The following is a 13,587-nucleotide window of genomic DNA, read 5'->3' on the forward strand; positions in this document are numbered from 1 at the left end:
AAAAGAAGAGGTCTAGTATCACTACTAGACCACTATCAAACCGTTCATATTTAGAGATAAAATAGAACCGCCGTATACGGAACCGTACGTACGGTGGTGTGAGAGGACGATGATTAAATTAATTAATTATCTCCTACTCGATTATGTTATTGAGATAGTATTTCAGTTCTTAACTTTTGTACGGTTTCCAGTGGTAGTTCAATTTTAGAAGCGATTGTTTCATCATCTAGGATATCCAGAAGAGCTTTAGCATTCTCTATTTTATTTTTTTCAATGCCTTGTTCTAATCCTTCTTGTAGTCCTTGTTCATGCCCCTCTTTAAATTTTTCTTTATCACGTTCGTAAAGTGTCATATATTCCACCTCCAAAGATTTATCTGATTTTAAATAACTTACTTTTTGGTTAATTTCTTTTACAAGTTGACTCTTAGCCTGATTTGCATAATCATCTGTTGAATTTTCAATATAGTTTAGAAATTCAATCATTTCTTCATTAACGTCATTAAGTTCCCCTTTTGTATTTAAGAAGACTTTTGTTGTTTCATCTCCAAGGGTTAGCGTGGAATCTTCATAGCACCTATTTTGGAATGTATAAATATGCCTTCCTTTGTTAAAAGGATCGAAGGTACAAATGAAAATAACGAAACTTTTACGAAGCTTTTCATAGTCTTCTCCTTTTTGAATCATATCTAAATCAATATTACCTTGATAGTATCTACTTCGTTTAGCTAAGTTTTTGTGACTACTCTTTTGCATTTCAACATTGTAAATTGTATTATGTTCATCATTGACATAAATATCTAGTCTTACAGATTTGCTATCGAGCACAAGATCAATTACTTTTTGTTGTTCTGGCATCTTTATTTCTTGGATTTTAATATTTAATATCTCCTCTAAAACTTTCTTGCAGATTACTTTATCACTCATGACTTTAGCAAATAAGAAGTCATCAGCTAAATTGAGATTTTGAATTAGTTTATTCACTTTTATCTCCTTTATTATAGCTTATAAAATAAATTTTTAAAACAGATGGATTTATTGTAAAACGAGGATAGTTTAGGGCCCGGTATATTCCTCGTAGTAATATACGAACAATAGAGCTTTGTTCTTTGTTTTAGTATTTATATTTTTTATTCACTAATTGATCGCTATAATAGCTGTGGATAAGGAGTGGTAATTGTGATTGTTAAAGATGATTATTTATGGATAAAAGCAATTCAGGAAGAGTTAAAGGATACACCAAAGATTCCGTTATCCGAGTGTAGCTCATTGTTACAGGAGTTTGTAACTTGTTGTTTACAGAGTGAGAGTGGGATGTATTTCTTTGAAGTGGACGATTTTTATGAGCGAGTTGAAAGTAAAAAGTTGACGCGTGATATGTGGTTGGACTTTGAGCATGATATGGCTAAGTATGGAGTGTTGATTTTTGGAGCCATTGAGATTCATGCTGATTTTTATGAAGTGGATGATTCGCTAGATTGTGTTGTGACTTGTTATCAATCCTTACCGTATTATTTTGAGTAGAAGTTTGTATAATCACGGTGTTTTTTGCTACAATGAAGGTACTTATATTTAGAGGTGATGTTGTGAAGGCTTATCAAATAAAAATTCAGTTGGAAGGTTTGGATGTTTGGCGTCGTGTCGTGATGCCAGCAGAAGTATCGTTTAATGCGTTGCATCGTGTGATTCAATATAGTATGGGTTGGTATAATTGTCATTTGTATCAGTTTGAGTTAGCGGAAGAGTTGGTATTGGTTGAAACAAGCGAAGAGGTGGAGGAGTATTCGTGGATGAATGAGATGCCAACATATGATGGTCGTCCGCGCCTGCGTAAAACGTACCGTTTAAGTAAAAATGCGAAAGTAGATAAGTACATTGAAGTAGGCCAATCGATTCCTTATGTATACGATATGGGGGATTATTGGGAGCATGTGATTACGTTTGAAAAAGAACTTGAAGATTATCCGAATGTTTATCCTGTTTGTTTAGACGGTGAAGGGGCTTGTCCGCCAGAGGATTGTGGTGGTGTTCCAGGTTATTTAGAATTGTTAGAGATTATTAAAGATTTAAGTCATCCTGAATACGAGAGTGTAATGGAATGGTTAGGAGTTGATGAGTTTAATCCAACCTTCGATCTGGAAGATACAAATTATTGGATGAAGGAAGATTTAAAGTTAAAACGTCCTAAGAAAGTCTAAGAGTGTGTATGAATAAAGAACGCTAGAGACATACTATTTATAATTCTTTTTTATTAAATTTAATTTAAGGTGAGGGAAATGAAGAAGTTATGCCTTTTCGTAATAGGATGTATCTTAGTTATTCTAGTTGGCTGTCATTCGAAGAAAGAAGAAACGGAACAGATAGAGCCATTTCCTATATTGAGTCATTTTCTTAATATGGTAGATGAAATTCAATCATATAACACTAATGAGCGCGAGCAATTTATAAAAGATGCATTATCAATAAAGGAGACAACAACATCTAATCCGTTATTTGAGAATTTAAAAAGTGAGATGGAAAGCGTTCGTTTCAGTGAGACAGGCCCATTTTTAGAGGATACGTCTAATCAACCCTTAAATACTCTGACTATACAGTATGAATTAGTGATACCATCTGAATTAGGAATGCAGTCACTGTCAATTGGTTATCGATTTAGTCCGAAAATCATGTCAGATAATTTTCAAGTCTCGTTAAAAACGCCTCATATCGAGGATAGTATTGAGTTATCCTTAATATTTAGGTTACCTAGTAGCCCTATTGAAAATGTTTTTGAAGAGCAACTTCCTACTTTTGTTACTCAAACACCCATTGAAATGACGAATTTAACAGACCATTTAAAGCAAGAATCCATGTCATTTGAAGAACATGAAGGAGAACAAGGTATCATCTATTCTATTCATGATGATGAAACAGTTTTAAATATTTCCTATGATTCACAGACTCAGTTAATTAATTTACTAACTTATTATGTGAGTGATTTTGAAAAAAGTGCTTATCTTATAGAGGAGCAAGCAACTCTATCTATAACAAATAGTCGTTTAAATCAGTATGTGTTTGAAAGTGATATTTATCAGAAATTAGTTGATTATTTTAAACAGAAATTGTGATAGAAAAAGTTAATCTCGAGTCAGGATTTTTGGCTGCTTTTATTGATGATTAATAAGAGGTAACATTTTAATAGAAAAAGTGACCTAGTTTTAAGTAATTAGGTCACTTTTTTATATAAATCAAAATTATCTACTATGCCAGTGTAAAAGGTTTTGGTACCTCATAGACTATAGTCTGTCTTGTACTAGTTGGGGAAACCTATGATCCCAATCATAGATTGAACCATGTAGCATAGAGAACCTATTATTAAAGAGAATTGCCAACTAAGTCTGCTATAAAATTAGGGTCTGTTAGACGAAAATGTTGTTATTGGTTATTTATTTACTTGAAGTGGATACAATCTTTAAAAACTGGACTTAATGATCGTTGGTATCAAGCGATTCGTTACCAACAAAATTGTCTAACAGAGCTTAAAATTATGAAATACATTTCTGTTTCTATCTATATATAAACAGATAAATATTCTACATCTCAAGTAGCAAATAAAAAAATACTGATATGTTTTACCTATCAAGGCAGCCTATAGTCCAGTTAAAAATTTTCTCTGAAGAAAATTTATCTGGACTTATATAGTAAAAAAAGTAGATAAGAAAAAATATTCATGAAAACTCCCATAAACGTTAGCTTATATTGGGTTATTATGTATTAATATGTTAAAATAGAAAAGATTGTATTAATTTTGTATTACAAGATGTACTTTACCTTAAGCAAAGATAATCAACATATCTTTATTTAATGAAAGTTTAAGTGCAGAAAGGATATTAATTATGCCAAAAAAGGTTTTAATTACCCTATCGCTTATGGGGGCTGCTCTTTGCAATCAAGATTATATGAAGACGGTTTTTGCGGAAGAAAGTCGACCTAGTGCCCTTTTAGAGCGTTCAAGTGTAAAAATAGCAATAACTATGGAAAATCTGAATTTACGAGATAAAGCAAGCACAAGCGGGAGGATTTTAACGACAATTCCGAAAGGAAAGACAGTGACGATTCTTTCAGAAAAAGATGAAAATGGCTGGTATAAAGTAAGCTACGATGGAAAAACGGGATATGTGAGTAGATCTTATTTAACGACAAGTAATTCAACGCCAGCAGTGTCTAAAACAGGAACAGCAACAGAAAACTTAAACTTACGAGATCAACCGGGTACAAGTGGAAAGATTTTAACGACAATTCCGAAAGGAAAGACAGTGACGATTCTTTCAGAAAAAGATGAAAATGGCTGGTATAAAGTAAGCTACGGTGGAAAAACGGGATATGTGAGTGGATCTTATTTAACCACAAGCCCAAGTGGTTCAACGACCATAACGACTAAAACAGGAACGGCAACAGAAAACTTAAACTTGCGAAATCAAGCTAGTTTAAGTGGAAAGATTTTAACGACGATTCCGAAAGGGAAGACAGTGACAATTCTTTCAGAAAAAGATGAAAATGGTTGGTATAAAGTCAGTTATGATGGAAAAACGGGATATGCTATCAGCAATTATATTAAAGAAGATGATAGTAATTCCGAGGCAACAGAGAGTGCACCATCAAAGCCAACAGTATCTAAAACGGGAACAACAACAGAAAACTTAAACTTGCGAAATCAAGCTAGTTTAAGTGGAAAGGTTTTAATGACAATTCCGAAAGGAAAGACAGTAACAATTCTTTCAGAAAAAGATGAAAATGGTTGGTATAAAGTCAGTTATGATGGAAAAACGGGATATGCTATCAGCAATTATATTAAAGAAGGTGATAGTAATTCCGAGTCAACAGAGAGTACACCATCAACACCAGTTCCGATTGAAGGACAGCCAACAGAAAATTTAAACTTAAGAGATCAACCAAGTACAAGTGGAAAGATTTTAACGACGATTCCGAAAGGAAAGACAGTGACGATTCTTTCAGAAAAAAATGCGAATGGTTGGTATAAAGTAAGTTATAATGGCAAAACAGGATATGTGAGCGGTTCATATTTTAAGGTGACTAAATACGAAGAACTAGAAGAAACTGTTATTTGGACTGGAACTGTTAATACCAATGAAAGTATTGTTTACAAAACAGCTGATACTAGTGCAACTACTTTAACAACTTATCATGCTGGACAAAAGGTTGAAGTCGTTAAAGTACAAGGCGATTGGGTTAGAATTAAGTATAATGATACTTATGCATGGATGTTAAAAAAAGTTGTCACTCAAGGTAATTTACCAAATTCAACAATATTATGGGATGGAGAAATTGGTAAAGATACAAAGCTATATGCAACAAAAAGTACAACTAGTACAGTATTAAATTCATTAACTAAAGGAACAGTGGTCTATGTTATTGAAGAAGATGGAGATTGGTTGAAAATTAAGCATCACGATGGATATGGTTATGTTCAACGAGTAACTGTTATAAATCTTAGTATACCAACAATTCCGGAAAATATTCTTTGGACAGGAAAAACAACAGAGAATTTAAATGTTCGTAATTATCCCGATGTAAGTGGAATCCTTCTTGGAACATTAACTAAAGGAACCATTATTGAGGTTGTAAGTGAGGATTCAAAGGGATGGTTAAAGATTAAGTATGAACATGGATATGGATATGTAAATGGAAGTTATGTTCAAAAAGATGATTCCCAAACACCTGAAACACCAGAAACTACAAAGCAAATAGCTTATGTTTATAACTTAGATGGTGGAACACTAAATGTTCGACCACAACCGAATACTAGTCAGTCAGCTATTGGAAAATTATCTGAAGGAGAGGCTGTCACAATCGTAGGTGAATCTGGAAACTGGTATGAAATCGAATATAATAATTCAATAGCATACGTATCAAAAGATTATATTACGTTTACGCCGATAACACCTGAAACGCCAGAAATTACAAAGCAAATAGCTTATGTTTATAACTTAGATGGTGGGACACTAAATGTTCGACCACAACCGAATACTAATCAAGCAGCTATTGGAAAGTTAGCTGAAGGAGAGGCTGTCACAATCGTAGGTGAATCTGGAAATTGGTATGAAATCGAATATAATAATTCAACGGGATATGTATCAAAAGATTATATTACGTTTACGCCGATAACACCTGAAACGCCAGAAATTACAAAGCAAATAGCTTATGTTTATAACTTAGATGGTGGGACACTAAATGTTCGACCACAACCGAATACTAGTCAGTCAGCTATTGGAAAATTAACTGAAGGAGAGGCTGTCACAATTGTAGGTGAATCTGGAAACTGGTACGAAATCGAATATAATAATTCAACGGGATATGTATCAAAAGATTATATTACGTTTAATAAACCAAATCAACATCCAGATGCTAATATTGATTTTGAAACTACACCACGTATAGGTGTGGTTATCGATAGTGTTACAAGTTTAAACATTCGACAAGAAGCTACAACTAACTCAGTTATTTTAGGAACATTAACAGCAAAAGATGAAGTAAGTATTATTGGTCGTTTCAATGATTTCTATAAAATTAGTTATGATGATAGCTATGCCTATGTTCATAAAGATTATGTCGGGGTTAAGGCAACAAGTAATTTAAATGGTCGTGTTAGTTATTTAACAACGGAATATAGCTATTCGTTAACTAAGTTTGCACAAATCCAACAAAGTTACACGTCCGGTACAATACAGTCAATTACAAGTTATTTGAATCCAAACAACCCGGCTAATGTTAACTATCTACTTCAATATTTACGCATTGATCAATTCCGAAGTTTTGATGTTGCTGGATTGAACAAAGAACTTCAAAATAAAGGAGTCCTTCATAATCAAGGTCAGATTTTCTATAATGCATCGAGATACTATAATATTGATCCTATTTTCTTTGTGTCTCAGTCTATTCATGAAACGAATTGGGGAACTAGTAATTTGGCTAAAGGAATTACAATTACAGAAATTGCAGATGAGAATAAACCAATTAAAGATTCTAGTGGAAAGATTATTGACTATGAGCGCATTCAATTAGATAAACCAGTGACGGTTTATAACTTATTTGGAATTGGGGCTAGGGATCATGCTCCCCGTTTATTAGGAACGACTTACGCTTATAAAAAAGGGTGGACAACTCCTGAAAAAGCAATCTTTGGTGCAGCTGAATTTATTTCTTTGAATTATATTAATTCACCAAAATATCAGCAAAATACTCCATTTAAAATTAAATATAATCAATTAAGTGCTAACCAATGGCATCAATATGCGACAACACCATGGTACGCTTATGAAATAGGAAATTATATGCATCGATTTGCTTATTTATATGATGACGATCAAGAGTTTTTATTAGATATTCCGGTTTATAAATAATAAAAATCCCCTAAAGTGTAGGATGTTTACATAACCTACTCTCTAGGGGATTTTTTATATTTTTAAAAATATTTTTTTAGTTTTGGAACAAGATATCTTGCTCTCCTTGATAAGGGAAACTTGTAATTTCTTTTGAGTCTAAATTAGCATTTGATAATTTAACGGCATTGATACGTCGATTGTAATAATCGGTATAATAGTAAGTTCCACTTTCTTGACACATCGCTGATTTATACACGGTATAATTCATTGAGCCATCGGGATCAACTTCAGACCCTTTAATAACTGTTACCCCTGTTAACACGTTGAGGAAAGCAGTAACCCCACTGATTTCATCATTGGCTTCAACAATTGAATCTCTAAAGAAGACGGTTCTAACAAAACGTGCGGCAGGTGAACCATCTCCTGGAATTCCACACATTCCTAAACCATGACCATATGGATGAAGCAGTAAATCTCCCATTTGTTTTGGAGCCGGTGTTGCTTTTTCAAGGGTAACATACTGTCTTAAATTAGTTAAGTGCCAATCAAAAGTTGGGTCATTCGTTAAAACACCAACTGGATTTTCATGAATATGCATACCGTCGGCCATATTTTCAATCACGATACTACGCCCAGATAAATCAGTGAACATCCAGTGAAGACCTGCAACTGGAAGCTGATGCTCAAATGGAATATTAGTCAGTACTAAATTTTCTAACGCTTGACGTAACTCATTTAAATCCGCAAAGTTACTAAGTGCCCAGTATACAAAGTCAGATGCGGAGATATTTATTTTTCCATCGATGGCATTTTCATTAAATTTAGCAAAGTGCGTAAAGTTTAATCCACCACCAGCTAATCCTTTTTCATTGACTGCATCAAAAAGAAGTGGGTGATTATCTACAACGATTCCCATTCCAATACACGCATATTTAGAAGCTAATGTTTCACCATTTACGACATTTAGCCAATTGAAATTTCTTGGAATGATATGAACAGATTGTCCGTATGAAGCGGGAACATCTAAATTTCTACCAAAGAAGTGTTTTCCATCTTTAGTAGTTAAACTTAACCCTGTACACATTTTCGAGTCCTCCTAACTAAGCCACTAGAGTGCTAATTAATTACTGTTTTAAGATTTGCTAAATCTCATTTAATTATTCAAGTTGATGTTAATTTATCAAAAAGACATCAAGGCACATTTAGTACTTGATGTCTTTTCACGAAATAGGGGGATTCTTATAACTCAACAAATTTATTTTTCTTCATTCTCAGGCCATTATGTTAAGATTAAGAAAAAAAGTTTTTAATTTTTGAAGATTTTTTGAGGAGAAGTTCAGATAGATAGATGATACGTGTCCAGGGAGGTTTTGAGATGGAATTGGAGAAGGTGATTCAGGTCGTGTTAACGACCAATAAACAGGCGTATGAACAAATTATAAAGCGTTATTATTCATCCATTTATTATTATGTTTATCAGCAGGTGGGAGATGTTGAGGTGAGTAAGGAGTTATGCCAGGATATTTTCTTTGAGGCATATCGTTCGCTTAAGCGTTATAATTCGAAAAAGGCGTCTTTCCAGACGTGGCTTTATAAGATTGCGAATTATCGTTGTATTGATTATTTGCGAAGCAAGGCGTATCAACAGCGCACGTTTGATGGGGAAGATGAATTAGAGACTTTATCTGAAAGCTCAGATGATGCCTTAACGAGATTAATTAAAGAAGAGAAAGCACAAAAGATTAATCAGCTGATGCGAACTTGTTTAAAACCAAAGCATGAACGGATTATGAGGTATTATTTTTACGCAGATTTAAGTCCACAGGAAATTGCAATATTAGAAAAAACATCAGTTAAAACAATTTACACGATTATTAAGCGGAGTTTAGAGAAATTAAAGATTGCTTTAGGAGGGGATTGTCATGAATAAAGAGATTGAACACATTGATGTGAGTCAAGAAGCTAAGTTGATTATGGATCGAATTGATAGGTATGAAAAGCAAAAAAGGTCAACAGTTCATATGATCAAACCACTGACCGCTATTGCAGCAGTTGCTGTCTTATTTTTACTTCCATTTTTTTTGAATGATGATGGTTCATATGGAGTAACAAGAATTAGCGCCAATGAATACCGTTTAAATGTCTTTGGAGAGGAAATTTATTTTAATATTCATGGCTATGTTGAAAATCCAAATCTTATTCAGCTTACGGATGATATCTATACGTATGAAAATCAAGTAAAGTATTTAGATGTTACATCGCAGATAGAGGTGGATATGATTGAGGTTGAGGATTATTTATTTTTAACTTTATCACAGAATGATAAGATTTTAGACTATTTACTAGTGAATAATATTAGCAAAAAAGGCTTTGTTAGTGAAACAACAATCGGATTAGCCCGTGTTAATCGAGAATTTACCAATTTTAATGAAGAGATGAAAGAGATTATTGAATTAACAAAAAATTATCCATTTGAAGTTAATAAAGACAAAGTATGTACAGAGTTGACGGCCAATGAAAAAGTAAATGAATTAAGTCAAGAAGACTTAGAGGATTATAAATGGTTCTTATCACTTCGAAATGAAGGAGCTTGTATGACTAGTTTAGTTAAGTCTATTGATTATATAGTTTACTTAGATGGAACTGTTAATAATATTGGAGACATTATTCCTCAAGAAAGTGAGATTTATGTGAATTCTAATCCGAAAATAGAGAGTTCGTTCCCCATTAAAATTGAAGATAAAGGAATGATATTTAGTTGGCCTACTATACATAAAAGACAGGGGATTTCTATTAAGTTCTTCGATGATTATTCTTTTGACGATGATATTTCCTTTGAAGGAAATAGTTTGATTGCGGTATTATTAGGTCTAGAGATTGATTTTAATGATTTGAATCCTGATGAATATGAAATCGATGTTTTAGTTGATGGGGCCCCGCTAGATTTTATGCTTGAAAAAGTTAATCAGTCAACGATGTATTTAATATCTGAAGTTTTTACAGAGGAAGCAGAGGGTGATGATGAAATAAAAACTATCAATAAATCAATCGAGATTATTATTACTGATAAGAAGTCTACTAACGAAGTCGTTAGAGTCAAAGATAATCTTAACTGGTCAATTAGTAGATATCATGAACATTAGGATGAAATTTAATATATTCGAAATATTCAATTAAAAAAACCTCTCGTTCGAGAGGTTTTTTAGGTACAAGAAATAATGCATTGATTAAAGGTTTCACAGGTTAGAACAATGGTATCTCCTTGTTGGATAAGTGTATCCCCTTTTGGAGTGATGCTTGTTCCATCCTTACGTTTGATTAAGATAATTAAAGTTTGAGGTGGGAGATCAAGGTCTTTGATTTCTTTACTAAGCCAAGGATGATTTTTATCAATATTAATTTCATTAAGGGTGAGATCGGTTTGTTCGTGAAAACCTGTGCCACTGACAACGAGTTGATCACCAGGTAAAATCATCGTTTGTCCATTCGGGATAATTGTCTGTTCATCGCGTTTAATCATTAAAATTAAGGTGTCGCTGAGGTTTAGTTCACTAATGAGACGATTTGCCCAGTTATGGGTTGGGATGATAAAGATTTGGAGCAAGGGAAGGTGTTCTTCTTCCTGGTAGTCAGTGAACGTTTTGAGGACGTTGTCGTTATCATCAATCATCGCGAGTTTATGGGCAACAGTTGGAAGCAATGTTCCTTGTAAGGCCACTGAGATGAGACAGATGCAAAAACTAATATGGAAAATATCATACGTGGTATCCGATCCTTTTAAAACAACTAAGATAGCAAAGACGATGGAAGAGGCTCCACGAAGACCAGACCAAGATAAGAGGAGTTTTTGGGAAACGGTACTTTTAAAGGGCTTCATTAATAAGAAGGTTGTTAATGGACGAGCGACAAAGGTTAGCCATAAAAAGATAAGGATAGCAGGTAGTAAAATGGTGGGCATTTGGGATGGGAAGGATAGAAGTCCAAGTAGGAAGAAGATTAGAATTTGAGCTAATCCGGTGAGACCATCAAAGAAGTTTACTAAAGTTACTTTATCTGGGATGGCTCCATTTCCAATAATGATTCCGGCTAGATAAGTTGCTAAATATCCATTTCCACCGATAGCTGTTGGAAGAGCATACGTTAAAAGCGCAATGGCCAAGACGAAGATTGTTTCTAAGCCATCCATCATAAAGTTAACTCTTCTTAAGATAATAACGGTAATCATCCCAATGCAAACACCAAATAGTGTCCCAAATCCCAGTTGATTCAGTAAGAGAAGCGGGATTTCACTTAGGTTAGCAGTTTGCTTCATTAAATCAATGAGAAGAATGGTCAGCATGTAAGCCATTGGGTCATTACTTCCGCTTTCAAGCTCTAAAATAGAGGCAGTTCCATCTTTAAGGTTTAATTTTTTCGAACGTAAGATTGAGAAGACGGATGCTGCATCGGTTGAACTGATGATAGCCCCAATGAGTAAACTTTCAATGAGTTCAAGATGAAGAAAGAAGTAACAAAAAAGTCCTGTTATAGCTGCTGTTAAAAGGACACCTAGTGTAGATAAGACTAAAGCCGGTTTCATGACCGGTCTAGCTGTTTTCCAATTGGTTCCGAACCCCCCATAGAAAATAATGAAGATTAAGGCGATGGTACATAATTGTTCGGTAAGATGATAGTCATTGAAGGCCACTTTAAAAAAGCCATCTGATCCAAAGATCATCCCAAGAAGAATGAAAAATAGTAAAGAAGGAAGACCCAATCGGTGAGTCAGCCTGCTAAGTAGAATACAAACCATTAAAATAATGGCACAAACCATTAAAGAAAACTCCATATAAAACCTCCTTTGCGTATATGTCATTTTATGAAATAAGTAGAATTAAATATGAATGATAAAAGAGATGACAGCTTAGTATCATCTCTTTAGAAAATAGGTTTATATTTCGTCTGATTATTCATTAAACTTCTGTTACCTGTTAATCAAAGATTTCTACGTCTCCCTTTTAATAAAGATGATCGATAATTTGCTTATATTAATAAATCATGACAAGTAGATGCCTGATGATAAACTTCCCTGTTTTAATCACTTATACACTAACATGATTTAACGAGCTGATTAATATAATGATAATAAAATAGGGAGGGATAGCGACGTGGGAAAAGCAAAGATTATATCAATTATTAATTATAAGGGCGGCGTCGGAAAAACGGTCAGTGCCTTTAATATCGCAGCGGGACTAAACTTTTTAAATCAAAACTCGGTTTTATTAATTGATTTAGATCCACAGTGTTCACTAAGTACGATTTGTATGAGAGCCTATTCTAAGACTAAAGGGGAACATATTCGCTTTAGTAGTTTAAAAGAAGAAGAAACAATTAATCATATATTTAATAGTTATCTTAATCGTGAGATATTAGATTTTGATGTTCCATTCAATTTAGATAAGTTAATCAAACACAACTTTTATACTGGTGGAAAATATAAATTGCAAAAATTTGATTTTATTCCATCAAGTATGTATAGTAACTCACATCAAGGGATGATGAGAGGATTAGAAGGAATAGAATCTGAGATTAAGCGTAGATTTGGGGATGATGGAAATAGTAGCATTAAACGGTTAAGTATTTTAGCTAAATTTTTAAAAGAAGTCGAGCTAGATCAAAAGTATGATTTTATTATTTTTGATTGTCCACCAAGCAATAACTTTATTGTTCAAAATGCACTGTTTGTATCTGACTATTATGTGGTTCCAACTATTATGGATGAGATGGGAGTACAAGGGATCAATCATTTGAAAAATATAGTGGAGAATGATTCGGTTCAAATCATTTGTAAACAATACAGGTCATTAATTGATTTAGCACCTAGTAATTCATATCTATCTTACCTTAAAAGTGGAAGTCCTAAGATGATTGGAATTATTGAGACTTTACGTAAGGCATCAAGTTCTAAAGGTGGAACTGAGGCAGAGCAATGGCGTAGATTTGTTGAAACTAAGTTACCAGGAATGTTATTTACACCAGTTGTTTATCATCAGGTAGAGGTTCAGAAACTAATTAATGCAGGAGAATGTTGTTTTATTAATTGGAAACGAAATGGGACTCTGCCAGCAAATGAAAGTTATGGACAGATAGTTTTTGATTTGTTAGATCGTATAAATGTTCCAAAGAGTCAGTTTTCAAGGGAAATCACAGATATTTTATAAGTGAGG

The 13,587-nt window shown here is 33.6% G+C and carries 10 protein-coding genes; 7 read left to right on the top strand and 3 right to left on the bottom strand.

Annotated features, from left to right (window positions below; genetic code table 11):
• Positions 1-146: 146 nt before the first annotated feature.
• Positions 147-983, bottom strand: a complete 837-nt coding sequence (locus NEH75_RS03340; protein WP_055277545.1) for an Rpn family recombination-promoting nuclease/putative transposase — start codon at positions 981-983, stop codon at positions 147-149.
• A gap of 195 nt (positions 984-1,178) precedes the next feature.
• Here NEH75_RS03340 and NEH75_RS03345 point away from each other — a divergent pair, with 195 nt between their 5' ends.
• From NEH75_RS03345 to NEH75_RS03360, 4 genes are all read left to right on the top strand, one after another.
• A complete protein-coding gene (locus NEH75_RS03345; RefSeq protein ID WP_055304967.1) occupies positions 1,179-1,523 on the top strand; it encodes a hypothetical protein in 345 nt (114 codons plus the stop codon).
• 62 nt (positions 1,524-1,585) lie between these two features.
• Positions 1,586-2,197, top strand: a complete 612-nt coding sequence (locus NEH75_RS03350; protein WP_055304965.1) for a plasmid pRiA4b ORF-3 family protein — start codon at positions 1,586-1,588, stop codon at positions 2,195-2,197.
• Between the two features lie 78 nt (positions 2,198-2,275).
• Positions 2,276-3,106, top strand: a complete 831-nt coding sequence (locus tag NEH75_RS03355; protein ID WP_055304963.1) for a hypothetical protein — start codon at positions 2,276-2,278, stop codon at positions 3,104-3,106.
• Between the two features lie 768 nt (positions 3,107-3,874).
• The gene (locus NEH75_RS03360) at positions 3,875-7,399 is read left to right on the top strand and encodes an SH3 domain-containing protein (protein WP_055304961.1); all 3,525 of its coding nucleotides are present in this window, start codon (positions 3,875-3,877) and stop codon (positions 7,397-7,399) included.
• A gap of 76 nt (positions 7,400-7,475) precedes the next feature.
• On the opposite strand, the gene bsh is transcribed toward NEH75_RS03360, so the two are convergent.
• Positions 7,476-8,465, bottom strand: a complete 990-nt coding sequence (gene bsh, locus NEH75_RS03365) for a choloylglycine hydrolase (RefSeq protein ID WP_055244290.1) — start codon at positions 8,463-8,465, stop codon at positions 7,476-7,478.
• 291 nt (positions 8,466-8,756) lie between these two features.
• Between bsh and NEH75_RS03370 the strand changes: the two genes are divergently transcribed.
• Together NEH75_RS03370 and NEH75_RS03375 are read left to right on the top strand one after the other, a co-directional pair.
• Positions 8,757-9,311, top strand: coding sequence for an RNA polymerase sigma factor (locus NEH75_RS03370; RefSeq protein WP_055304959.1), 555 nt, complete (start codon positions 8,757-8,759; stop codon positions 9,309-9,311).
• Entirely contained in the window at positions 9,304-10,524 is a 1,221-nt protein-coding gene (locus NEH75_RS03375) for a hypothetical protein (protein ID WP_055304957.1), read from the top strand. Before NEH75_RS03370 ends, NEH75_RS03375 begins: the two co-directional genes overlap by 8 nt.
• Positions 10,525-10,583: 59 nt before the next feature.
• Here NEH75_RS03375 and NEH75_RS03380 read toward each other — a convergent pair whose 3' ends face one another.
• Positions 10,584-12,209 (bottom strand): potassium/proton antiporter, encoded by a 1,626-nt coding sequence (locus tag NEH75_RS03380; protein WP_055304955.1) that lies wholly within the window; start codon positions 12,207-12,209, stop codon positions 10,584-10,586.
• Between the two features lie 319 nt (positions 12,210-12,528).
• Here NEH75_RS03380 and NEH75_RS03385 point away from each other — a divergent pair, with 319 nt between their 5' ends.
• Entirely contained in the window at positions 12,529-13,581 is a 1,053-nt protein-coding gene (locus NEH75_RS03385; RefSeq protein ID WP_055304953.1) for a ParA family protein, read from the top strand.
• The last annotated feature ends 6 nt before the right edge of the window (positions 13,582-13,587 follow it).

It is taken from the genome of Turicibacter sp. T129, from assembly GCF_025594975.1.
In the GTDB taxonomy this organism is placed as follows: domain Bacteria; phylum Bacillota_I; class Bacilli_A; order MOL361; family Turicibacteraceae; genus Turicibacter; species Turicibacter bilis.